This window comes from Paenibacillus litoralis (assembly GCF_046244365.1).
GTDB lineage: Bacteria > Bacillota > Bacilli > Paenibacillales > NBRC-103111 > Paenibacillus_V.
This window is the reverse complement of record NZ_CP176395.1, coordinates 1,689,045-1,713,445: the sequence shown is the minus strand read 5'-3', so window position 1 is coordinate 1,713,445 and position 24,401 is coordinate 1,689,045. Positions and strand designations below refer to the sequence as shown.

At 53.9% G+C, this 24,401-nt stretch carries 19 protein-coding genes; 2 read left to right on the top strand and 17 right to left on the bottom strand.

The window, feature by feature from the left end:
• Positions 1 to 234: 234 nt before the first annotated feature.
• The 9 genes from ACKGJP_RS07150 to ACKGJP_RS07110 all read right to left on the bottom strand — a co-directional run bounded on the left by ACKGJP_RS07150 (position 235) and on the right by ACKGJP_RS07110 (position 13,578).
• Entirely contained in the window at positions 235 to 1,974 is a 1,740-nt protein-coding gene (locus ACKGJP_RS07150; protein ID WP_409344976.1) for a hypothetical protein, read from the bottom strand.
• Between the two features lie 93 nt (positions 1,975 to 2,067).
• Complete coding sequence (locus tag ACKGJP_RS07145) at positions 2,068 to 3,669, bottom strand: extracellular solute-binding protein (RefSeq protein ID WP_409344975.1); 1,602 nt, start codon at positions 3,667 to 3,669, stop codon at positions 2,068 to 2,070.
• A gap of 139 nt (positions 3,670 to 3,808) precedes the next feature.
• Complete coding sequence (locus tag ACKGJP_RS07140; protein ID WP_409344974.1) at positions 3,809 to 4,738, bottom strand: carbohydrate ABC transporter permease; 930 nt, start codon at positions 4,736 to 4,738, stop codon at positions 3,809 to 3,811.
• Between the two features lie 2 nt (positions 4,739 to 4,740).
• Complete coding sequence (locus ACKGJP_RS07135; protein WP_409344973.1) at positions 4,741 to 5,724, bottom strand: ABC transporter permease; 984 nt, start codon at positions 5,722 to 5,724, stop codon at positions 4,741 to 4,743.
• A gap of 180 nt (positions 5,725 to 5,904) precedes the next feature.
• The gene (locus tag ACKGJP_RS07130) at positions 5,905 to 8,211 is read right to left on the bottom strand and encodes a helix-turn-helix domain-containing protein (RefSeq protein WP_409344972.1); all 2,307 of its coding nucleotides are present in this window, start codon (positions 8,209 to 8,211) and stop codon (positions 5,905 to 5,907) included.
• Between the two features lie 219 nt (positions 8,212 to 8,430).
• Entirely contained in the window at positions 8,431 to 9,270 is an 840-nt protein-coding gene (locus tag ACKGJP_RS07125; RefSeq protein WP_409344971.1) for a phytanoyl-CoA dioxygenase family protein, read from the bottom strand.
• A 183-nt stretch (positions 9,271 to 9,453) separates the two neighbouring features.
• Positions 9,454 to 10,455 (bottom strand): LacI family DNA-binding transcriptional regulator, encoded by a 1,002-nt coding sequence (locus ACKGJP_RS07120; RefSeq protein WP_409344970.1) that lies wholly within the window; start codon positions 10,453 to 10,455, stop codon positions 9,454 to 9,456.
• Between the two features lie 175 nt (positions 10,456 to 10,630).
• Positions 10,631 to 12,091, bottom strand: a complete 1,461-nt coding sequence (locus ACKGJP_RS07115) for an MDR family MFS transporter (RefSeq protein ID WP_409344969.1) — start codon at positions 12,089 to 12,091, stop codon at positions 10,631 to 10,633.
• 113 nt (positions 12,092 to 12,204) lie between these two features.
• Positions 12,205 to 13,578 carry an MFS transporter gene (locus tag ACKGJP_RS07110; RefSeq protein ID WP_409344968.1) on the bottom strand — a complete coding sequence of 458 codons (1,374 nt, stop codon included), beginning with the start codon at positions 13,576 to 13,578 and terminating at the stop codon, positions 12,205 to 12,207.
• A gap of 273 nt (positions 13,579 to 13,851) precedes the next feature.
• On the opposite strand from ACKGJP_RS07110, the gene ACKGJP_RS07105 reads away from it, so the two are divergent.
• Positions 13,852 to 14,331 carry a MarR family winged helix-turn-helix transcriptional regulator gene (locus ACKGJP_RS07105; protein WP_409344967.1) on the top strand — a complete coding sequence of 160 codons (480 nt, stop codon included), beginning with the start codon at positions 13,852 to 13,854 and terminating at the stop codon, positions 14,329 to 14,331.
• Positions 14,332 to 14,458: 127 nt separating this feature from the next.
• Here ACKGJP_RS07105 and ACKGJP_RS07100 read toward each other — a convergent pair whose 3' ends face one another.
• From ACKGJP_RS07100 to ACKGJP_RS07075, 6 genes are all read right to left on the bottom strand, one after another.
• On the bottom strand, positions 14,459 to 15,895 hold the full coding sequence (locus tag ACKGJP_RS07100; RefSeq protein WP_409344966.1) for an extracellular solute-binding protein: 1,437 nt from the start codon (positions 15,893 to 15,895) through the stop codon (positions 14,459 to 14,461).
• A gap of 54 nt (positions 15,896 to 15,949) precedes the next feature.
• The gene (locus ACKGJP_RS07095) at positions 15,950 to 16,999 is read right to left on the bottom strand and encodes an alpha/beta hydrolase family protein (RefSeq protein ID WP_409344965.1); all 1,050 of its coding nucleotides are present in this window, start codon (positions 16,997 to 16,999) and stop codon (positions 15,950 to 15,952) included.
• Positions 16,996 to 18,885 (bottom strand): hypothetical protein, encoded by a 1,890-nt coding sequence (locus tag ACKGJP_RS07090; protein ID WP_409344964.1) that lies wholly within the window; start codon positions 18,883 to 18,885, stop codon positions 16,996 to 16,998. The genes ACKGJP_RS07095 and ACKGJP_RS07090 overlap by 4 nt, the downstream gene beginning before the upstream one ends.
• Before the next feature lie 76 nt (positions 18,886 to 18,961).
• Positions 18,962 to 20,563: an extracellular solute-binding protein gene (locus ACKGJP_RS07085; protein ID WP_409344963.1), complete on the bottom strand. Its 1,602-nt coding sequence runs from the start codon at positions 20,561 to 20,563 to the stop codon at positions 18,962 to 18,964.
• Between the two features lie 88 nt (positions 20,564 to 20,651).
• Positions 20,652 to 21,530, bottom strand: coding sequence for a carbohydrate ABC transporter permease (locus ACKGJP_RS07080; protein WP_409344962.1), 879 nt, complete (start codon positions 21,528 to 21,530; stop codon positions 20,652 to 20,654).
• 25 nt (positions 21,531 to 21,555) lie between these two features.
• Positions 21,556 to 22,524: an ABC transporter permease gene (locus ACKGJP_RS07075; protein WP_409344961.1), complete on the bottom strand. Its 969-nt coding sequence runs from the start codon at positions 22,522 to 22,524 to the stop codon at positions 21,556 to 21,558.
• A gap of 264 nt (positions 22,525 to 22,788) precedes the next feature.
• Here ACKGJP_RS07075 and ACKGJP_RS07070 point away from each other — a divergent pair, with 264 nt between their 5' ends.
• A complete protein-coding gene (locus ACKGJP_RS07070; protein ID WP_409344960.1) occupies positions 22,789 to 22,935 on the top strand; it encodes an S-layer homology domain-containing protein in 147 nt (48 codons plus the stop codon).
• Between the two features lie 483 nt (positions 22,936 to 23,418).
• Here ACKGJP_RS07070 and ACKGJP_RS07065 read toward each other — a convergent pair whose 3' ends face one another.
• Together ACKGJP_RS07065 and ACKGJP_RS07060 are read right to left on the bottom strand one after the other, a co-directional pair.
• A complete protein-coding gene (locus ACKGJP_RS07065; protein ID WP_409344959.1) occupies positions 23,419 to 23,823 on the bottom strand; it encodes an NUDIX hydrolase in 405 nt (134 codons plus the stop codon).
• Positions 23,824 to 23,869: 46 nt separating this feature from the next.
• Positions 23,870 to 24,343, bottom strand: coding sequence for an NUDIX hydrolase (locus ACKGJP_RS07060; RefSeq protein WP_409344958.1), 474 nt, complete (start codon positions 24,341 to 24,343; stop codon positions 23,870 to 23,872).
• Between the last annotated feature and the right edge of the window lie 58 nt (positions 24,344 to 24,401).

The following is a 24,401-nucleotide window of genomic DNA, read 5'->3' as shown; positions in this document are numbered from 1 at the left end:
AAAATCCATTAACGGACTTTCAAGGCGTTATTGCTCCCGCCTTTGGATATCCGGAGGATTAGCGGATTTTGAAGGCTTTATTCGTGAAAAGTCCTCCTGCCGGAACTTGAACTTGGAGATATAACGCCTCCAAAATCCGCTAGCTCCCGCCGTTTGACGATTCCCCGATGAATAGCGCCTCCAAAATCCATTATGTAACGGAGTCACGCGTTGCCCTAGCCGGCAGCCCCGCCCCTAGCCGTGAAGTAGAACGGCGCGATCGGCCGGTTTTTTCGCGAGCGTCAGCGTGAGCGGCCCTTCCGGCGTCATCAGCGACGCCTCTATCGCATCCTCCCGCAAGATGACCGGCGGCGCTTCAGACAGCTCGTCGTCCTGCTCCGCGAGCGTCAGGGCGAACACGAACAGCGCCTCCTCCATCGCATGGAAGTCGATTTCCGACGATTCTCCCTCGTACAGCACATAATCTAGATAGGCGCTTGCGCCGTCAGCGCTCGTTTCCCAGCGGAACGGTCCGCAGCCGTCCATCGCGCCGTACAAGCCGCGAACCGACAACGTCGTTTGACCGAGCGCCGTTTGGAACGCATCCTCGCCGAGCCGCTTCCAGGCGGGCGCTTGCCCATTGAAGCCGACTTCGAGCCGAATCCGCAAATCGGAAGCCTTTATGCGTCCGCGGATCGGGTCCAAATTCACATGCGTGTCCCCGCCGTCCAGCGCAAACTGGATGCCGTACAGAACAGAGGCTTTCTTCTGCTCGCCCTTAAACACCGCGGAACAGAAATCGTAGCCGTCGTGCAGGACCCGAAGCCGCATATAGCCGCTCTGCCCTTCCCCCTCCCGGAAGAAAGCCAGCAAGTTCCGGCACTGATTCCACATGACGTTATGATTGAACGTCCCGAGCGAATATTCGGGCGTCATGTACGTATAAGCCGTTCGTGTCCGGAATTCGCGATACGGCGGCAAGTCCTGCCTCAGCTCCCGCTCGCCGATGCCGGTAAACAATCCGTACAGCCGCTGCGGGCATGCCACGCCTTGACCGTACCATTCGGGATCGTATACGAACTCGGTCTCGCTCATGAACGGCACTTTGCCCCCGCAAGCCATATGCAAGAACGAAAGATGCATCGGCGCCAGGAACGTATGGTACGAGCGGGCATGCGGACCCGACCACTGCTTCAGCAGGGGATGGAAATGCTCGGCTACCATTTGCCAGGTCGCGTCCAGCAGCTCGTTCGTCAAGCGCCTCGCCTCTTCCGACCTCGTATAGGTAGCCAGAGAGGACAATTCCAGAATGGCCACCGTACTGTAGGTAGGGCTGTTATATTCCAGAAACGCCCCCGTTTGCATCGAATACTTATATAACCGTTTCAATCGTTCCAAGCCGTAAATGGAATAGACGGGCTCCTCCATGAACTCCCCTGCAATCAGCGTCACGAAAGCGCCCATGATCGCGATATTCGTATAATCCGGCCCGACATTGCGTTTGATGATCGCCTCGCAGCTGTTCCGAACGGCTTGCTCGGTCAACCGGACCAGGTCATCCGGGAGCCAGCTTCCGTGCCTGATCAAGAGCAGCAGCAGGCGCTTGCCGATGAAGTCGGCCCAATTCCAATCCGGCGGAGACATCTTGGCGAGCGGTTCCTCCCAGAACCACGACCAGATGCCGAATGTCGGGGAAGCCGGATCCCGATCCTGAAGCGCCAGGATGTTCCGAAGGACAGCAAACGCCCTTCCCCGATACTCCTCTTCGCCGCAGTCCAGAATGGCCAGCGCGTAGTCGAGCGCTTCCCGGATCGGGTGAACGAAGTCCGCTTCCTTGATCGTCGTATGGTACCCGGGACTCGAAAACGGCTTGCGAACCATTCCGATTTCCTCGTTGTAATTCGGATGCTTTCCCTCGAGCGTTTGCTTGAAGCGGGGAAGCCATCGGGAATCCGCCTCCAGAACGCTTCCGTACGTCATGCTGGTAGTCATCATCGCACCTCGTTTGTGAAACCGGCGGGGGCTTACTCCGGGCCCGGTCGGACACCGGAACAAGCCCCCCTTAAACGGTTTTGGATTTTTGCTCGGTTATTTCAAATTGCTTTTATTTTTGTCATACCATTCCTGCGCCAGCTTCTCCACGTTGTCCCCGCCAAGCCGTTTCCATTCCTTCCGCAATTCGGCCAGCCCTTCCTGCGGCGACATCGACTTGCCTCCCGTAATCACCTTCGCTTCGATCTGCTGAGCGATCGGGTTGAAGGTTGCGATCAATTGAGTCAGCTCAGGGAAATCCGGGCTGAACGGAATATCTCTCCGGTATTTGTTTTTGAGCGCCAGCTCCAAGGATGTCCCTTTCAGTTTAGCGTAGCTTTGGGAAAACTCGTCCTTGGCCGCCATCGCAGGGAACTGCTCCGGCTTGATAACCGAATCCATGACGATCGGATATTCCAACGCGTAGGCGAGCTCTTTTTTGATCTTCTCCGGGTCGGTTTTTTGTCTGACGCCGTCCACCATCTTAAAGTGAACATTCTCCTCGCCGTATTTGAGCGTCGTCCAGCCGTCCTTCAGCATCCAATCGATAAACTGAATCGCAGACTTGATCTGCTCTTCCTTCATCTTGCTGTTGAAGGCGGTAAAGATGCTTGGCGGCGCCTCTTGGTACAAACCGTTTTTGCCGTACTTGGTGCTGACCGATTCAAGCGGCGCCATTTGCGCCTTCGGATCGTTCTTGATCAGCTCGCGATACTGCGTCTCCATGTCCCAGTTGCCGAAATAAATGCCCGCCTTGCCGGTCGTCAGCAGCTGCGTGGACCGCTGAAAATTCGTATCCGTAATATATTCCTTGTCGATGAGTCCTTCGTCAAAGAGCTGCTTCTGGAAAGCCAGCGAATCCGCGAACCGATCGAGCGTTCTGCCGAATTTCAGCTTGCCGTCCTCCACATACCACTGGTTTTCGCTGGTGAAAAACAATGAACGGTAAATGGTGCTGGCGCTGGTGCTCAGGGCGATCGGCACGGTATCCGCCTTGCCGTTGCCGTCCGGATCCCCATCCTTGAACTTGCGGGCAACCTCTATCAATTCCTCTACCGTAGTCGGCGCTTTAAGGCCCAGCTTATCCAGCCAATCCTTGCGAATCCACATGCCGTGATTGGCGACCGTTTCGCGTGCGAACGAGATCGCATACACTTGCCCGTTAAAGTTCAAGTACGGCTTCAGTTCGGGATGCTTCTCCAGATACGATTTGTACGTCGTGCTGTATTTGTTGATGTAGTCGCCGATCGGCTGAATCGCGCCCTGATTGGCCAGCTGGCTGATGTAGTTCCGGTCGTATTCCCAGATCAGATCGGGCGCTTCGCCGGATGCGATGAGGGCGTTCAGCTTCGGCTGCGCCTGGTTGCGGGCAACGGGAACCCATTTGACGTTGACCGGCGCCTTCTCGTTGATCCATTTCGTCCACCGGTTGCTCTCGTAGGTGCCTTCCTCCGTCGCCACCGTGCCGCGGTCGAACATCGAAATGCTGATCTCCTTCTTCGGCCCCGTACTGGCGCTTGGGCTTGCCGCTCCTGCGGAAGCGCTCGGCGAGCCGCTCGGCTGCTCCTTGGAAGAATTGCCGTCGCCGCATGCGGCAAGCATCGACATAGCCATCGTTGCGGCCAGCGCCGCTTTTCCTGCGTGTTTCATCTTCTTCATCGTTTCATCCCCTTAAATGTTTGATCGTTTATTCCGGCGAAGAAGTGCCGCTGTGCCGTCGGATCCGTCTCCGATCGCTCCGCTTCTTATTCGCCGGACATCTCTATATCAAGAGCCGAAGCTCTGTGATATCCGGCTTTCAGCCCTTGACGGAGCCAATCAGTACGCCTTTGACGAAATATTTCTGAAGGAACGGATAAACGCACAGGATCGGCGTGACGGCAATAACGACGGCTGCCGCTTTAATGCCCTCCGGAGTCAAAAGAATATGCTCCTCCGCATTGTTAAGCAGATTGTCGTCCACCTTGCTGACCATCTGATACAGTTTGACCATGAGGGTCAGCTTGCTCGATTTGGTAATGTACAGCATGACGTTGAAATAGCTGTTCCACCAGCCGACGGCATAAAACAGCGAAAGCGCGGCCAAAATCGGCTTGCATAGCGGCATGAAGATTTGCAGCAAAATCCGCCAATCGCCCGCCCCGTCGATCGACGCAGACTCTTCGATCTCCTCGGGCAGCCCTTCCATGAAGGTTTTCATAACAAACATGTTATAAGTGCTGATCAAGCCAGGCAGCCAAACGGCCCAGTAAGAATTCATCAGTCCGAGCGATTTCATCAAAATAAAGTTCGGAATCATGCCTGCAACGAACAGCATCGTAATCGTGATGAACACGAGCAGTCCGCTTCGGCCGAACAATCTGCGTCTGGACAGCGGATAAGCCGCCAAAATCGTCATGACCATGTTAAGCAGAGTCCCGACAACCGTAACAAGGACGGTGTTGCGCATCGCCTTGAGCAGCTGTCCGTCGTCCAACAGCCGTTCGTATGCGACGGTATTGAACTCGATCGGCCATAAGAAAACTTCGCCCGACGTGATCGCCCTGCTGCTGCTGAACGATGCCGTAATTTCATACCAGAAAGGAAACAAAGTCAGCAGCGATAAGAAGCCCAGTATGATGTAAGCGCTTGCCGAAACGATCCGGTGCGAAGCCTTTTCCCGCGAAAGTCCGGCCTTCCTGCCGGCTTTCGGCATTTCCGTTTGGGGATTTCGATTCGTCTTATTCATCGTTACCACAGCCCCCGTTCCCCGGATACTCGGATGAGCCGGTTGACGCCAAGGACGAGTATCAAGCCGATGACCGATTGGAATAAGCCGATCGCCGTCGTATAGCTGTAGCTCATGTTTTGCAGACCTACCCGGTACACGTAAGTACTGATGACGTCCGCTACGTCCAGCACGGAATTGTTCTGGAGAACGAGCGTTTGCTCAAGTCCCACGTCCATCATCTGTCCCATTCTTAGGATAAGAAGAATGGCGATCGTCCCCCGTATGCCGGGCAGCGTAATGTGCCAAATTTGCCGCAGCTTGGCGGCGCCGTCCATTTTGGCCGCCTCGTAGAGCTGCGGATCGATCGAAGCCATAGCTGCCAAATACAGAATGGTGCCCCAGCCCGCTTCCCGCCAAATGCCCGACAACGTATAGGCAACCGGCCACCAGAACGAATCGGCCATGAAATAAACGGTTTCTCCGCCCGTTATTTTCTTCAGCACCAGATTGACGATTCCCGTGCTCGGCGACAGCGCCGCCACGACGATGCTGCCGAGTACCGCCCACGACATGAAGTGGGGGATGTACAGCATATTTTGCACGATGCGCTTGTACCAGTTTCTGCGTACTTCGTTTAAGAGAAGCGCAAGTACGATCGGTACGGGAAATCCGAACACAAGGCTGTATACGTTCAGAACAAGCGTATTTCGTAAGATTCTCCAAAAATCCGGGCTGGCGAAAATCATCCGGAAATGCTTGAGGCCGACCCCCTGGCTGCCGAATACACCATCCGCGAACCTGTAATTTTTGAAAGCAATAATCTCTCCGGCGACCGGAACGTATTTGAATAGAAAATAAAAGCAGACAACGGGCAAAAGCATCAAGTATAAATGTTTATCCCGCGTTATTCTTCTCCAAGCCGCTTGCCTGGCCGTTCTCTGTCTTGCCCCTTGCGTCCCGGTCTGCCATTCCGCCGTCTTCGCTGCCGGGATACTCCCCTTCATAACGCCTCACCCTTTCGTATCGTGCCGTGCCAATCTTGTCGTGTGGTACGATTTTGATTGTAGGGAAGCCGGCTCCGTGTGGAAAGAGACGCGTTATGCGCTAGGTGTCTTTTCTTGCAAAACGGCGGGTTACATTTCTTGCGATAGGTGTACTTATATGTTATAGAAAATCCGGAACGCCTACTCCGGCGCGGCTTTCGAGCCGAGCACCCAGTCCCGGTATTCCGTCGGCGTCATTCCCGTATATTTCTTGAACGCCCTCAGAAAGCTCCGCGTATTCGTATAACCGACCCCTTCGGCGATATCGTTGATCTTGCGGTTCTTGTCGGCCAGCAGCTCCTTCGAGGCGTTAATCCGGATTTCGATCAGGTAGTCGATGAAGTTTTTCTCCGTATGCTCCTTAAACAGCTTGCTTATATAGGTCGGACTTAACTCGAATTCGTCGGCCAGCCGGTCGAGGGAAAATGCGCTTTCCCTGTAATGCTCCTCGATGAAGGCGAGCATTTTCTCGATCGCTTTGTTGCTGCCCCGCTGCGAGCGCTTGTCCTCGACCTTCCTCGCCATCTCCCCTAGCGCGGTTTGCACGATCCGTTCGGCCTCCTGCCAGTCGTTGCAGCGGTTGATCCGTTCATGGAGATTGCCCATGCCGGCAAGCGTTTCCTCCGTATCGATGCCCGTGGCCGCGACCGCCTGCAGCGATTTCATAACCAGCTCGTAGGATAGCTGCCGGATCAATTCCGGCGACAAGCCGCCGCCGACCGCTTCTTGGAACATCAGCGACACATAGTCATTCAGCTTGCCGTGTTCCGTCTGCCGCAAAGCTTCGAGTATCCGGTCCGTCATCTTGATGATGCGGTAGTAGTCCTGATTGTCCGAGCCGATCAGATCCAGGGCGGAAATGACGGAATGGCTGCCGACTACCATGCGGTATTGAAGCGCCCGCTGCGATTCGTCGTACGATTTGGGGATATCCTTCAGGTCCCTGTAGCATCTGCCTACGCCCGCCGTCACGAGAAGCCCGAATTGGCGCTTCATAATGTCCAGAATATGCTCGAGTATGGCCAGTGCCCGAAGATGGTTCTGCTCCTCGTCGCCCTCCGCAAAGCTGAAAATGATCGCGGCGGAGCCCGATCCCAAATCGACCGCGACGCCTGCGTGTTCCATGTCGATCACTTCCTCCGCCACATTGCACAGCGCATAGGCGTAAAGCGTTTCGTCCTTGGGGCTGATGCCCTCTTCCTTGCCGAACTCGGCCGTACAGACGACGAACATTTCCGGCAGGAAGCGGATCCCCGTAAATTCCAGCTGCCTGCTTACGGAGGCGTAATCCGTCCGGTAGCCCGTCAGCATGTCCATCACGATCCGCCATTTCAGTACCGGCTTCGAATCGCGGACCCGCTTCTCCAGCTGCTCGCGGTCCGTAAACATCTGATCGAACACCGTCTCCAAATACCCGAGACCCGATGCTTGTCCCGGCTGAGCCGGCCGGAACGTTCCCGACATTTTGCCTGCCAGCCGGTCAAGCGGCTTGAAGGTACGCCGGTTCACGTAGAACAGAACGGACAGCGCCAGCACGATCATAAAGCCCGCAATCGCGAGCATCAGGTTGCGGACCGATTCCAGCGGCTGATACAGCTGGTTTTGCGGGATGACGCTGACGATTCGCCAGCCCGTGTAATCGGATGCCGTATAGAAGACGGACAGCTTGTCCCCGCTCGACTTGGCCGTAAATTGCCCGCTTCCTTTCTCGTCCAATATCCGCTTGATGTAAGGAACGTCGTTCATGTTTTTATATAATTGGGATTTATCGTCATGCGTGACAATGCCGCCCTTGTCGTCGATGATAAAGGTATGCCCGCTCTGCTGGTCGCCATCGTACACGTCGCTAATCATGCGGTACAGAACGTCTTCCGTAATGTTGACGGCGACGAGTCCCTTCCTGTATCCAGGACTGCTGATCAGCGGGTACGGGCGAATGAGCGTAACGACATCCTGCTCTTTGGACCCGTCCCAAACCTTGTGGGTCGTAATCCACTTGGAATATCCGTCCATGTCGATATAATCCGCCAGCCAATTGTCCTCGGATTCGTTCCGCTGGAGAAACGTTTTATCGGTCATGACGTCTCCGTTCACATTCGAATAGACGAAGACCGACGAAAATTGCTCGTTCGCATGCACCATCGTCTTCAATTTGTTCGATAACCCGAAGAAATTGGCGTATTTTTGAGAAGCGTCCTCATAGCTGTCATACATGAAATAAACGTATTCGAGCTCCTGCGACAGGTTGAGCAAGTCCTTCTCCGTCGTGCGGAACACGATTTCGATCTTATCGTCGATTTGCTTGAGCAGCGCGATGTGCGTATTTTTCAAATCCTGCTCCAGACGGCCTACCGTTCCGTAATAAGACAAGCCGAAGGTTAAGAATATGATAGCGATGAAGATGGAGCCGTAAATAATCATGACCTTACCCGAAATACTGAACCGCATGGAATCCCCTCCGCAGCAATCTATGGCAAGCTTTCCTTGAACATAAGAAGTCTTTTCGCGCCGTGTATTTCACTATATCATTCTATGAAGGCAATAAAATAGGGGAAAAAAGAGAAAAATTCCCTCCCCATCTGCAAATCCCGTCGCTTCGGACGGCATTTACGGATAAGAAGAGAATTGGTTTCCTTGATCGGCAAGGGTTCCGGGATAAGGCCAAATTTATTTCTGATAGGCGCTTTCGGCTGCGGCGCCGCCTTGCCAATATTGCTTGAGAGGTACCATCTCGGCTTCGGGAACGTAATATTTGAAGCAGTTGGCGCTAATATCGCCCAGCAGCTGGCGCCGGATCGGGTCGGCTCCCTCCAGCAATGCGGGAGAAGCCCGGTGATAATCGATCGGCCGAATCCAGATCGGGCTGTAGCCGATAAATAGCTGGCGTCTCTCAAAATCCGCCGAACGGTTCGGGGAGCCGGCATGCCATAAGTTTTGAGCGAAAATGAACACGTCCCCGGGTTTGCCGCACACCTGCATTTCGCCTTCCAGCGGCACGTTAACGTCAGTTTGGACCGGGTGGAAATCGGGCCAGCGGTGACTGCCGGGGATGATTTTCGTATTGCCGCGGTTCGGCTCGGACATATCGCTCAGGATAAAACAGATTTTAATGTAATACGTCGCGGTAAGACCGCCGATCTTCGGAAACTGCGGATGCGGGCCGTCCTGATGCCAATTGATGAAGCTGCTCGTCGCCGTCTTTACGTCGTCCGGATTCGGCTTTCGCACGGTCAAATGGGAAATGTGCAGTTGAATGTTGTAGCCCATCAGATTGACCATAAGCGGCAGGAGCTGCGGGTGATCGATCAGCGACAGGATGGACGGGTCTCTTTCGACGCTGTTGTACACGTTGTAGGCAAGCGCTTCGGGTTCCTCCGCGACGATCCGGTCGATCGCGGTATTCAGCTCCTTTACTTTCACATCGGACAGCATATTTTGCAATAGCAAATACCCGTCCTGCTCAAACTGTCTTGCCAGCGAGGGAATATCAAGCTTAGCATCCGTCATTCGATTTCCTCCTTAAATTTACACGTGTAGATTTTGATTTAAAAATAGGACGAGGTTTTGTTTCCTCTGCTCGTTGATTTAATTTTACACGTGTAGATTATTAATTTCAACAACTATTTTCCATCTACCCTGCAGGCTGCCGTTACGACGGCAGCCTGTTTGATTTGGTGCGAGTGCCTTCTATCAGACTCTCGCGACCCCTGTCGAATCCCGGACGATCAGTTCGAAGCCGACCGTGCAATCGACCGGCTTATTGCCGCCGTTAACCTGCTGCATGATCATGTCGATCGCCATGAAGCCGATTTCCCTTCGCGGATAATGAAGAGTCGTTAGAGCCGGCGTCGTATGGGACGCCATCAAAATATTTTCGCAAGCGGCCACCGATATGGCCTTCGGGACCGACAAGCCGCTGTCCTTGCAGGCCGACAGCACGCCGATTCCCATCAGATCGTTGGCGCAAACGATCGCGGTAAAGGGCAGGTCCGGCGTTTCCTTGATCCGGTTGGACATGTGAAGATAAGCCGATTCCAGCCTGCCTTCCGCCTGCAGCAGCCACTCCTCTTGAAACTCGAGTCCCAGCGCCTCCGCCGCCTTCCGGAAATGAAGGTAACGCACATGATGGTGCAGCTCCCGCACCGAATGCGCCATGAAACCGATCCGGGCATGCCCTTGCTCCTTCAGATGGAGGAGGAGCTTTAGCATCGCCTCGTACCAGTTGATATCGATGCAGCGCACGGAGGAATGGAACTTGACCGGCGCCGTAACCGAATAAATCGGAACGCCCATTTTGGTAAAGTGGTCGATCGTTTCATTCTTCAGACTCTGGCCCATCAAAAGGAGTCCGTCCGTCCGCCCCATGAAGATCGTTCTTAACTTATCCTCTTCGGATCGCACATACGTTTGAAAAATAAGCGATTGGCCGAACTGCCGCGCCCTCTCCTCCAGACCGAGGGATATGCCCGTCTCGAACGGATTGCCCAGGTTGTTGAACAGCACGCCGAACTGGCTCGTCCTTTTGGTCTTGAGGCTTCGCGCCGCCGAATTCGGGTTATACCCGAGCTCCTCGATCGCCCGCAGCACCTTCTGCCGCGTCGCTTCCTTCACGTTGTCTTTGTTGTTCATCACGTACGATACGACCGCAACGGATACCCCCGCATGCTTCGCCACATCGTTTCTCGTTACCATCGGCATTCTCCTTGCCTGTCCTATGTAAGGTCAACGATAGCCTCATAGGCAAACGATGTCAAGATTTGTCCAGCCGCTCTTGACATCGTGTGATCTGGAAGCGGCATGTCAAAAAGTCCCTAGCGCGGTTAGCTAGGGACTGGCGTAATTCCTCTCTTTTCCTACAACACTTGGCTCACTCTTTCGCAGGCGATTGCGTGCGCTTGACGAACAGCGACAGAACCAAAGCAACGATCGCAAGACCGAAGCCGATTACGAAGGCGTTATGGACGCCCGCAACCATTCCCTGCGCCATTTGGGCAGGCGCAGCCGGATCCGAAGACTGCTCCAGAAACTTGCGCTGTCCCGAGGACATGACGCTGATGAACAAGGCCACTCCGATTGCGCCCGCAACCTGCTGCAGCGTGTTCAAAATCGCCGTACCGTGCGGGTAATAACGGGGAGGCAGCTGATTCAAGCCGTTTGTTTGCGCAGGCATCATAATCATCGAAATGGAAACCATCATGCAAATGTGCAGGATGACGAACGTCGTTTTGGTCGTTTCCACGGACACTTGCGTGAAGAACCACATGATGACGACCAGGAAAACCATTCCGGGAACGACAAGCGCCCGCGGCCCGAACTTGTCGAACAGCTTGCCCGTGAGCGGGGAAATGAGTCCGTTCAGCAAGCTGCCCGGCAGCAGCAGAAGCCCGGAAGCGAACACCGTCAGGCCAAGCGCGCCTTGAAACAGGAACGGCAGCAGAGACATGGCCGAGAACAGCGTCATCATCAAGATGATCAATAGGACGGTCGTCAACGAAAACATCGGGTACTTGAACGCCCGGAGATCCATCAGAGGCTCCTTCAAGCGCAATTGACGCAAGGCGAACAGCAGCAGGCCGACCGCTCCGACCAGAACGGTTCCGTATACCTGCGGACTCGTCCAGCCCCCGTGTCCTTCACCCGAGCTGCTGAATCCGTACACGATACCGCCGAAACCGATCGTAGACAAAACGATCGATAGGACATCCACCTTCGGCTTCGTCGGCTGCGACACGTTCTTCAAGTAAAGGAACGCGAAAATGACGGAAAATACGGCAAACGGCAGTACGAGGTAAAACAGCCAACGCCATTCCAGCGATTCCAGAATAAGTCCGGAAAGCGTCGGACCGATCGCCGGGGCGAACATGATGACGAGGCCGATGCTCCCCATTGCGGCTCCCCGCTTTTCCGGCGGATACAGCACAAGAATCGTATTCATCAAGACCGGCAGCATTAAACCGGTTCCGGCGGCTTGCAGCAAGCGCCCGGCCAGCAAGAAAGAAAATTGCGGCGCGATCCCGCAGACAAGCGTACCGACCGTGAATAAGAGCATAGCTCCTAGAAACATTTGACGCGTCGTAAACCATTGCACCAGCAGAGCCGAGGCGGGCACCAGCACGCCGACGACAAGCATATAGCCCGTTGCGAGCCATTGCAGCGTCGAAGCGGATACGCTCAGCTCGATCATCAGTTGCGGGAAAGCAATATTTAACAGCGTTTCATTTAGTATCGAGAAAAAAGCCCCGATCATTAGCGAGATCAGTATCGGAAGTTTCTTCACGTTACTGAAATCTTGTGAAGCTTGAGCGGTAGACGCTGCAGCCGTATTCACTTTCGGTTCCTCTCCTTTTATCTATAAGAGATTATCGTTTTTTACTAGCTTTTATGTTTCCCGCTTCCCGCAAAATTATGAAAATCCTGCAAGAAGTCCTCACCCTGAACCAGTCAGGGAGCCATTTTGGCCCTTGTTCGCGCGGCTCCGAACTGAAACCGGTAAACGCCGGCGATCACAACGGTTAACAGGCATAGGACGACGAAAATATTACTGTAAGTATTGGCGCCTTCCTTCCATGCGAACGCGTTGAGCTGCAAGGAAGAAGAAGGATTGTCGAGCGCCTTGCCGATGACACTCATGGATACCGCCCCGGAAATAAAATTCAACATGGAGAAAAGGCCCATGCCTACCCCAACCTGTTCCTTCGCCAGCGTCCGCGAAATCGTGCCGGACATCGCAATCTGCATGAAGGTTTGGCCTACGTTGCCCGCTATCAGCAGGACAGCGATCCAATACGGCGACGCCCCGACATAAGTGGAAAGAAGCGCATAGCATAGAAGCATCATGATGGACGCCACAGCTACGAGAAACGGATTGCCGCGTTCGTCGGCCAGCCTCCCTCCTCTGCGTCCCATTACTGCGGCGGCGATAGCTGCCGGAAACAGAACGAGGCCTATGCTCCCGGGTGAAAGGCCGTTCAGCTTCGCTAAATATTGCGGCGTCATGAACGTTAAGCCGAAGTTCATCGCCGTCGCAAGAAAGGCCATAAGGAGCCCGACCGTGAAGTTTGTATTGCGGAATATAGCCGGTTGAATAAACGGATCTGCAGCGGTACGGATCCTGGCGATAAACAAGCCCATCAGGACAAGCCCGGCGGCCGAAAGCATCCAGCTGCTCTGCGTTATCGCCAGCAGGAAGAGCGCTACTGACGCAGCCAGCAGTCCGCCGCCGACATAATCGATAAATCCCGCGTTCCCCCTCTCGTCGTCCAAATATTTGCGAAAATAGGGCAGCGTAGCCAAAGAAAGCAAGGAAAACAGAAATAATAGCCTCCAGCTGCCGACACTTGCAATCAATCCTGCGACCGCCGGTCCCAAGGCGCTGCCGAGAGCAAGGCCGATCGCAGACGTCCCGAGCGCCCTCCCCCTTAATTCCGGCGCGAAATAACGGATCGGAATGATCATTGCCGTTGCGGGAAGAACCGAGGCGCCGGCCGCCTGAAGGACCCGCCCCAGGATAATCATACCATAATCGGAAGCAGCCATGCCGACGATCGAACCTGCCGCAAAGAGAAGAAGTCCGAACGTCAGCAAATCCTTAAGCCGGTATTTGTCCGCGAGCTTCCCGAACACGATCGAGCCGATCGCGTAAATAACCATATACCCGGTCATGATCCAGCTCAACTGAGATGGCGCAAGCTGGAATTCCTTGCCGATTACCGGCAGCGCGACGTTAAACATCGTACCGTTCATCACGGAAAATATCAATGCGAAAACAAGCACGCGCAGCAGCTTGTCGCTATTGGGGATCGCCGTTTCGTTCATGTTTGCTTCATCCTTTCTACACAAGACGTTCGAAATTAAGTGAGTTTACCACTTAGTGAGTTTACTCTGTATATATTACTGAGGATACACAGCATTTAACGGAACGTCAAGCACAATCCTGACAAGCAGCGATTCTCGCGGGTAAGCAGCGGCAGCGTTCGAAGACGGCCGATGGCTTAAGCAGACTCGTCAGGCTATAATGGAAGTAACGAAAGCGCCGGCATGCATTTGCAACGCCATCTTCAAGCTATTTCATATCAAGGAGCCACAACGATGATTGATCTTACCGATAATCCTTTAGCGATAGACGTGATCCATGTATTGGTTCGATCCACCCATGCTCTCCAAAGAGAATTCAAGGAGCAAATTACCGCGCTCGACATGCCTTTTCAAATATCGGGTCCGCGCTTGCGCCTGCTGTCCGTCGTATCGGAATCGGGTAAAATCCGCATGAACGAATTGGCAGCCAAGTTGGGGATTAAAGCCCGCACCGTAACCGATTTTGTGGATGCGCTCGAAAAAGAAAACCTGCTTGTCCGAACTCCCGACCCGACCGACCGCCGCGCCACCCTGATCCAGCTTACGGAATTGGCGCAAGCCAACATTAGCCGGATCCTTGCCGTTCAGACCGAAATCGCGGAGACACTATTGGGGCATCTTTCGCCGGAACAGCGCAAGCAGCTGCTTCAGCTGCTTGTTGTTTTGAATGAAGACAAGGATCTTTCCCATCCTTGCGAGGACGGTTTGAGTTAACGACGCGGAGGATAAAGCGAAGGCGCATCAGGTAAACCGCGGGATTGACGCCAGCTAACGCAAAAAAACGGCTGCCGAGCGGCAGCCGTTCAAGAAGCCGCGGGGGCTTCCTCGAGTATCAAGACCTTTACATCAAACGATCTCCTAAAAGAGCTACCGCCCTTTCGTTAAGCATTTGTTCTTCGATTCGTTTGACCGAAACTTCCGGGTCCTCCATCTTCATCCACATCAGAACGAGTTCCTTCTGTATTTGGTCCAAGTCCTGCTGGCCGATGCCGAGATTCTGGATGGCATGCGAATAAGGCAGCATATCGACGAATGCATGATAATTTTTGGGATGGATCGCCGGATTGAATATCGCTTGATCCTCGGCAACCTTTCGCAGAATGGGAATCGTGCAGCCGTTCATTTTAAACGTTTTCTGAGAGTCGTAACGTGTAAGAAACTGTGCGAACAGCTTGGCCGCCGTCAGGTTCGGACTGCCCGCATTAATGGCAAGCGCGCCTCCCAGAAGAAGCGTCGCTTTCGTACGGTTCCCCGGCACGACCGGGACAACGTCCCAATCCATAAAATGAGCGCCGAATTCATTCATATAATGATAGGTGCCGATAATCATCGCAACCTTTTGTTTCATAAACAGGTCTTCCACGATTCTTGTTCCCCCGTAGATCGACGCGGGAGAAGCCTCGCGATTAAACATGAGATCCAAGCAAAAACGGAAAGCTTCCACGGTTTCGCTGCTGCCGAAGAGCGACCGCTTCTCGGCATCGAGTATGCCGCCGCCATTTTGCAGGAGGAACATCGGCCAGCGGTTGTTGGATATGGTGAACCCGAAGCCGTATTGTTTAATCGTGTCGTGCTCGTCTCTAATCGTATGGGCGACTGCGAATTCGGACAATTGCGTCCAATCGTTAATCGATAAGCGATCCGCATCCGGCACAAGGCTCTTATTGACGACATACACGACAGGGGAAAAAACGAAAGGGACAGCCTTCAAATGCTCGCCGTCCATAAACAAGCTCACCGCTTCCGGGTACATGTCGTTTTGGCGCGCCCACTCGGAAGGATCGCTTGAGAGCAGCTTGTCCAGCAGATTGGCATCCGCGAATTTTCGATAATGCAAGTCGGATATGATCATCATATCCTGGGCTTCGTCTTCCCTTAATTTATCGGCAAGGTATTCGCCGTATCCGTTTTCGTTCACGGTTGAGAATTCCACGCGAATTCTCGGGTTTTCCTTCTCGAATAACGGGATCAGCTGCAGGAGCGTCGATCTCTCGTACGAATCGTCGAAGCAAACGAGCTTTAATACCGTTTCTTCCTTCCACTGCTCCGTTTCGGTTACGATATTTCCTTTGCCGGGTATTTTCTCGATGAGTCCGCTCAGTTCCAGCTCGGCCAGCACTTTGCGTACGGAATCCCGGCTCAAATTGTACATCTTGCTGAGATTTACCTCCGAGAGGAGAAAATCTCCGGGCTTCAGCGCGGAGCTGATAATTTGATTGCGGATTTCGCTGCGGAATTTCTGGTAACGATCATCGAATTCTGTGCGTTTTTTTAACACAAAAACCGCTCCTAGTGACACATAATTGTATAGTATACCATATCTGCCAACTCGTTAGGAGGGCTTTGTCAATAAATGCCGGTCCAGGAATTCGTATGCCATTTGGCGTACCTTCGCGGGAAAATCGTGACCTGCCGGCCCCATCCAAAATTCGAAGCGCTCATCCTGGCCTAAGAAGCGGTACAAGCCGGCCAAGTCGGCCATCCCCGCCGCTATCGCCGACCAATTCGGAAAGATGCGGTCGCCGATACCGCTCCACATGAACAGCGGCACGGGTGCGGCAAGCGCGGCGATCTCATGCCATTCGAACGGAATGCGGCCCTCGCCCAGCATCCCCGTTACAACCGGAAAATGCGAAAACCAATCGCGCTGCCCCCAGCGGTTCGGATCGGGATCGCCGGCAAACATGCTGAAGCCGCAGCTCGATACGACAGCCCGAACCCGCGGATCCACGCCGGCAAGAAACCAGCCGTTGTAGCCGCCGAGCGAATGGCCGATGGCGCCGATTCGGCTGCCATCCGCCTCCGGAAGCGACGCCAAAATGTCGACCGCCCGGATGTGATCGGCCAGCATTTTGCCTACGGCGGTCCATTCCGGATACTGCGCGTAGAACGGCGCCGTCTGATAGGCCTCGGCCCCGGGATAAATCCGTTCGCCGGCCGTGATGGAATCAGGGGCCAGCACGACATAGCCTCTCGACACAAGCTCCAGTCCGTACGTCCGGTTTTCCCTGCCTGAAGCCAGCGAGACGTCGTCCTTCCCGTTCGGCGACGTTGGATGAAGAGCAAGAACGGCGGGACGCTTGCCCGTTTCCACGCCGGAGCGGTTCGGCAGGAGCAGATAGGCCGTGATCCGGTCGCCGTCCAGGCTGTCGTAAGCGATCTTCAGCCGGCGGTGGTTCTCCTCTTGCGTTTCGGCAAGCCGTTCGAAGCCGCCGCCGCTGCCCCTTTTATCGTGCAGACCCTCGACAGGAGGATTACCGAGCAACCGTTTCCATTCGCTCATGATTCGACTGCGTTCGGCTTCCCAGGCTTCCCTCGTATCCACTCCGTCCAGCAGCCCCGGAACGTTGTCCGCATGCAAGCTCGAGAGTACGTATTTCATTGTTCCTCCCCCTCTTCCCATGTAAATTTCCATAATTCGGAACCGCAGCCGAAATAAACGCTGTTTTCGCGGACCGCTATTCCGCTGCTCGCTTCCTTCGGCAGCTCGGCAAGCAGTTCGGCCTCCAGAGTCGCAGGATCGATCGTGAACAATGCGCGACTAAGCAAGCCGAGCACTGCCGTTTTCCCTCTTAAACTAGTCAGGATCAGGCCGTTCCTGACAATCGATCCCCAAGCGGACAAGTCCTGCCGGCGGAGAACGGTCCCCGCATGCGGATCGAATACGAAGAGCGTCGCAGCCGAGGTGATCCCGTAGACTTGATCGTTCGCATCCGCCGTCAGCAGCGAAATTTCCCTGGCTCCCGGAATCGGCGTCCACCGCTCCGTTACGCGGTTATCCGTCCACGAAAAGCGGTACAGCCTCGCCTCCCCCGCGATCGGGTCGGCACCGCCGGGCGTTTCGACGCTTGTTCCGCCTATGACGTCGCCGTTTCGCAGGGCAGCTAGGCCGAGCGAGCTCTGATAGGGGACGACATCCAAGTGCTCGTAAAGCTTCGCGGTCTGCGAAGGGATATGCCATATGCCGAGCCCCCCTCCTACGGAGCCGTAGCCGGGAAACCCGCCATATAGGACGTGTTCGCCGTCCGGATGCGCAAGAGCGCAACGCGGCCTGTGAATGCGGTCGTCCGCATGCACCAGCCTCGGATTGCGCGTCGGGCCCGGCTCGCCGCACATCGGCAGCCTCGTGTCCAGCACATGAAGAATGCCTCCCGCATAAGCCGCGCCAATCAAAAGAGGCCCTTGCGAAGCATAAGCGCAAATGTTGCCTCCGCCGCCGCGCTCGACGATTTTCCCGCCGAAGTTTTGCAGCTTGTCCTCCGCCGGATCGTAACGATATAGATGAAGCGGGTGGTTCGACGTGCCGTACAGATTGCCGTCCGGTCCCATCGCCATCGGCGACAGCGTGGCGCCTCCCCCTAGATAGTTCAGCTTGAGTGCCGTACGGGTGCCGTCCGGCTCCTCGATGACGAGCTCTCCGTCCGCGAGCTCGTAGCTCGCGATCCGTCTGCCCTCGCTCAGCTCCTTGTGAAGCTTCCGGTAGCCCGAGCCTTGGTACGCGGAAGGGGAAACGGCCGATTCCTCCACAGGCTCCGCCTTGCCCCCGCGGAGCCGGAACCATCGGGCGCCCGGAAGCCCTGAAGCGTCGTCGCCGATATCCGCATCGTCTGCGGGTAGCCTGCCGTACACGTCCCCGTCTGCGCCGACGTGTACGTGCCCGCTTCCTCGCACCTCGCGATCTTCCTTGCACAAAGCCAGAACGGCGCCGTCCGACACGCGGCAGGCGGCGATGCCCGCCGATGCCGTCCCGATTCCCGCGTACACCCAGCCGTCATCGCCGGCTGCAAGTGACATCGCGTATTTTTGCGCCGGGTCCAGCTGGGCGAGCGTTTCCCATTGTCCCGATGCCGGATCCTGGTGTAGCAATTGCACACTCGGATACGTCGTAGCATAAACGGTCCTGTCCTTGTCCTCGGCGAAGGCAAACCCGCATACGACTTCCCCGGGAACCGGCTCCTGCCGGGATACGAACGTTTCGCGAAAAGGATCCAATACGGCAAGCAGCGGCCCGGCGCCGGTATAAAACAAACCGGTCCGGCCGCTCATTGCGGCGTACGGATATTCGCTTTTCCCTTCCTCAAACTCCAGCTGCCGGCAAGCGCCGGACACGGGATCGACGATCAGCGCATATCCGCGCGCGACGATCACGATTCGCTCCCTTCCGGACTTGTCCCTGCAAACCGCGGCCGATCTCGTCTCGTCCGCACGCACGGGTACCCCCACGCGATGAAACCGGGACGACGTCCCGCCATTGCCGTTGTTCATCATATTCCACCCTTTCCGAAAGAGAAGAAGTTCGGGCTGCTTACCGCCAGCCCGAACCGATTCCGATACGACTTCTCTCTTATTTCCAAAGCAAGTCTTTATAGCCCCGCTCTTTAATGCCGTCGTTCATTTCTTTGATGATTTGCGCTCCGCCGCGCTTCAGGTATTCCTGCACCAGGGCGTCCCAATCGGATATCGGACGCTGCCCGACGATCATCTTCGTTTGCTCGTTCATCATGAAGGTGGTCAGCTCGGCGCCTTTCGTCGTTTCCGTCTCGGAGATGATGCCGAAATTCGGCGGGTAGAAATGCTTCATATCCTTATTAAGCGCCATTAAATCTTTGGTTGCCTGGATAAGCTTCGGCTCCGTATACGCCTTATCGAATTCCGGATCCGTCCCGGCCGGCACCCAGTTCGTATTATCCTGGAAGTATACGGAAGGATCCAGGCCTTCTTGCGGCTTCAACATGACGCGCTTGCCGTTCTCCATCTTGTAGCCGGCTCCCTCGCCGCCGTAGAAGAAGTCGAAATTTTTGTTGGCCGCGTTCTGCTGCGCAGACGGATAGAAGGTCCGGGAGAAATCGTGCAATTCCAGCACCTTGTTCAATTTCTCCGGATCTTTGGCCAGCTTGGCGTTCAGGGCGTTAAAGCGCGCATAGCCGGTGCCGGCGGTAAAGCCTTGATGGCCGTCCGGCTGCTTGAACGGCGCCAATACGGCGAATTCCGCGCCAGGATTCAGCTTCAACAGCCCTTCCATGTACGCTTGCGACATGCCGCGCGGCGCGACGAGGAATACGCCGGCTTTGCCGGAGTAGAACTGCGCGTTCGTATCGGCCCAGTTCAGTACCGCGAAATCGGGTGTAACCGCTTTCTCTTTGTTCAGGTCGGCGAAAAATTGGACGAGCTGCTTGCGTCCCTCGGACATGATGCCGGGAATGAAATTGCCGTCTTTATCTTTATGATACCACGTGCCGGCCTGCCAGTAAGGGCCCATCGCAAAATCCGGATTGATATTTTGCCCCATGGCAAGACCGTATGTATCGTCTTTGCCGTTTTTGTCCGGGTCGTTCTTCGTAAAGGCTATGGCGACCTGCTTCAGCTCTTCGTAGCTGGTCGGCACCTTCAGCCCCAATTTATCGAGCCAATCCTTGCGGATCATGAAGGAATTGCCTTCGATCGGCGCCCAGGACGGGATCGCGTATATTTTGCCGTTCACTTTGAATTGATCCCATACTTCCTTCGGCACCGCTTTAAGCGTCGGATATTTGGCGATCGTCGCATCGTCGATCGGAAGGAAGGCGCCTTGCTTCGCCCATTTCTGGAACAAAGTCAGATCGTTCGGACGGAAGCCGATCATATCCGGCGTCTGCCCCCCGGCCACAACGGCCGTAAGCTTCTCAACGAAATTTTCCTGCGGCACTTTCTCCACTTTGTAATCGACGTTGAATTTCTCGTTCAGCGCCTTCTGCCCGGGTCCGCCCACCGGCGCAGGATTGCCGAACACGTAAGTAATACCCGATATTTCATGCTTTTTATTGCTGCTGGCCGCAGGGCTCTGAGAAGGCGCTGCGCTGCTTCCGCCCCCCGGCGAAGATTTGGGCTCGTCTTTGCCTCCCGAGCTGCAAGCTGCAAGCGCCATGGAAGCGGCCATAAGCATAATCCCTAGTTTTTTCCTATTCATTGCGACACCCCTCCGTAAATGTTCGTCCATCAAGCAATAACGTTCGTCATTAGGCTCTTCATGCTGCGCATTCCGCTATCGGCGATCTTTACCCTTTCACCGAGCCCAGCATCACCCCCTTGGCAAAATGCTTTTGCAGAAACGGGTAAACGATCAGAATCGGGACCGTCGCCAGCAAAATCGCGGCCATCTGAATCGTAATCGGCGGCGGCGGCTCCTCCATCATCATCATGACTTCCTGGCCGAGCGCGGCCGTCGGCTCGTTCACGATGACGATCTGCCTTAAGATGACCTGAATCGGCCATTTGGCGGGATCGCTCAAATAGAGAATGCCGGCAAAGTACGTGTTCCAGTGGCCTACCGCGTAGAACAGGCTGAATGCGGCGAGCGAAGGCTTGGATAGAGGCAAAATGATCGAGAAAAACGTTCTCAATTCGTTGGCGCCGTCGATAAGCGCGGCTTCGTTCAGCTCGTTCGGAATGCTTAGGAAAAACTGCCGGATGACGATAAGGTTAAAGGAACTGATCGCCCCCGGAATGATCAATGCCCATAGCGAATTGATGAGTCCCGTCTCTTTGACGATTAAATACGTCGGGATCATGCCTGCGGAAAATAAGATCGTGAACACGATCAGCATCAACATGGTGCGTTGTCCGAGCGCATTGCGGGTAAGCGCGTAAGCCATCGTCGATGTGAAAAATAAGTTGACCAGCGTTCCGACGATCGTAACGTAGGCCGTGACGCCAAGGGAACGGATAAAATTTTTGGATGACAGTATGGTCGCGTACGCGTCCGTCACCCATTCCCGCGGCCACATGATCAGGTCCCGCTCCAGCACATCCTTAAGCGAAGAGAAAGATACGGCAAAAATATGAATGAAAGGAAACAGCATCGAAGCGGCGATAACGAGCAGCAGCGCGACGTTGATGCCGTCGGTTATTTTTTCGGATACGGATCGATTGTTCATCCTCTGTGTGTCACACCTTTTCGTCCTAGTATAAGCCGTCCTCGCCGAACCGTTTGGCAGCTCGGTTGGCCAGCACCACAAGCACCAGTCCGACCAGTCCCTTGAACATGCCGACTGCGGTTGCGAAGCTGACGTCGCCTTGCTGAATGCCCTTATAGTACACGTAAGTATCCAGGACGTTCCCGGACTCCATATTGAAAGGATTCAGCATGAGGAAAATTTGCTCGAAGCCTGTATCCAGCACATTCCCCAGACGGAGGATGAACAGGATAATGATGACGCTGCGGATCGCCGGAAGCGTAACATGCCACAGCTGCCGCCAGCGGTTCGCCCCGTCGATGACCGCCGCTTCGTAAAGCGAAGGATTGACGCCCGCCAGCGCCGCCAGAAAAATGATGGTGCTCCAGCCGGACTCCTTCCAAATGATCTGCAAAATGATGACCGGCTTGAACAAAGCCGGGTCGGTCAGGAATGGAATGGGATCCCATTTCAGCTCCTGAACCAGAAACGTGTTGATCAAGCCCTCGCCGCGCAGAAAAACGACGAAAATACCGGCGACTACGACCCACGACAGAAAATGCGGCAAATACACCATCGATTGGACGATCCGCTTATACGTGCCGTTCTTTACTTCGTTAAGCATGAGCGCAAGTACGATCGATATCGGAAACGCCATGAAAATTTGCAGAAAAGCGATCTGCAGCGTATTCCAAATGACTTTGACGACTTCCGCGTCCTCGAAAATTCTAGCGAAATAATGAAGACCTACCCATTCGTTCGCCCAAATGCTTTCGTTGAACGGGTTGAAATCCTGAAAGGCGATGATAAGACCGGCCATCGGAACATATTTGTAGACGAGATAGTACAGCGCTCCGGGAAGCAGCAGCAAATACACGAATCGTTCGCGCCACATTCTCCGTTTCAGCTTCTCCCATCGTCCGGGAACCGTTCGTGTTTCTTGCCCCATAACGAGCAAATCCTTCATATTCGACATATGCCTCCCCTGTTGATGATCTTGCGATACTCGTTTCATAGCCGTTCTCGTGCTATAGAGCCCCCTGCTTTCGTCGATCACTTGTTACATACCGGTTGCCTACCAGTTTAGAAACAACTATACCTCCCTCGAATGAATGTGTCAACACTAAAATTATGCGCTTACAAACTGGTAGGCTACTTGACTGTATCTATGCCGGATGCTAGGATTAGCTGGAAATCGCCTCAGACTTTACAAGCTGCTTGTGGCGAGAAATACGGCCGAGTGCGTTTCGAAACCGGACACTTCTCGACTTTTGCCGTATTGGAGTACGAGAAGCCGTTTACGGACGTCATCGGTCATTGGGCCGAAACTTCTATTAAAAAGCTGGCGGCCAAGCATATCGTGCAAGGCGTCGATCACGACGTATAATGCGCGATTTGAAACGAAAACAAGTTTAGTATCAGACTGAATCCCATTGCGAATACGATTGAAATAGCCGTTCTACGCTGCCACCTGCGATTGACCATGAACACACCGTCCCTTTTTGAAAATCTCGGAAAGCATACCCTCCGCTGATAGTTCGACTTCTCGGTAAACGCACCGCCAAAAAGTCGGCAAAGCCGTTTATTCTCGACATTTTGTAACCGTTTACAATTACTATCTCCCCTCCTTCCATCGTCATCATAAGGCAGCAGTCGATACCGGTAAATCAACAGATCCGATACACCTGCAACTACTCTACGGTTTTCGAAGAATACTTTCAGTTTCCGAGAAAACGCCTACTGATTCGCAGCAATTGAAGCGATGAAAAGAAAAAAATAATCGTGAAAATAAAAATACCCCGATCAGGAAATTGCTTTTCTGATTGGGGTTATCCGGCTTTCAGCGCCTAAAGGTGTTTATATTCACTTATCAAAATTCAACATAAAAAGGATGCCGTTCTTCATTCAAACAAAGCTCTATTCTCTGCCTGAAATTTTTCCAGGTTACCATTTCTAAGGCTACTTCTAATGGAAAAAATCCTACTTCTAAAGACTCTGGGGTCGTTGTTAATTCTCCTCCGACTGCTCTGCCTAAAAATAAAGTGTTACAAATACACTCACCTACATTTTGAAAAACGCCACAAAATTTTGTCACCTCTATATCCAAACCGCTCTCTTCCTTTGTTTCCCGAATCGCCGCATCTTTCAGCGACTCGCCTTCTTCAACCTGCCCCCCCGGCATTTCCCACCCTCTCCTAGGGCCTTTTATTAATAGAATTTCGTTACGTTCATTTATTACAATCGTTGCCGCAGAAATAATATGCTTAGGAACCACCTTTTTGCCCCCATTCTTCCATCAAGGCTCTCGTTCTTCATTATCATTATTCATTGTGTAATCTGGACAATAAGTTATACTGTGGACTTACTTCCCAAGTTTCATATGGAACAAAACACTTTGCTTTCATAGCATCAAGTGTACGAGACTTTTGTTGCGGGCGAGTTATGTATTGGTCAATGTTCGATTCGTTTAGTTGGATATACCTCGCTTCTAGAATTTCCTCTGGTTGAATTTTGATATCGCCGCTGATGTACTCCGCATTAAACACTACTGATAAAACATGCCTCGTCGCATTATAATACACCCCTGTTATGCCAAGGGGACGGATTAAAATCCCCGTCTCCTCAAGAAACTCCCTTCGAACAGCCTCGTCTAACGGTTCCCCTGTCTCGACATTCCCTCCCGGCATTTCCCATGTATCCGATCGCCAATGAGTTCTAAGTAATAAGACTTCGTCTTTTTCGTTTTTCACCAAAGCTGAAACCGCAATGAAATGTTTAGGTTGTTCATGCTCCATACACTATCACCGCCTAAGTATGTTAATCCAAATATACCATTTTATCTCTTTTTAATAG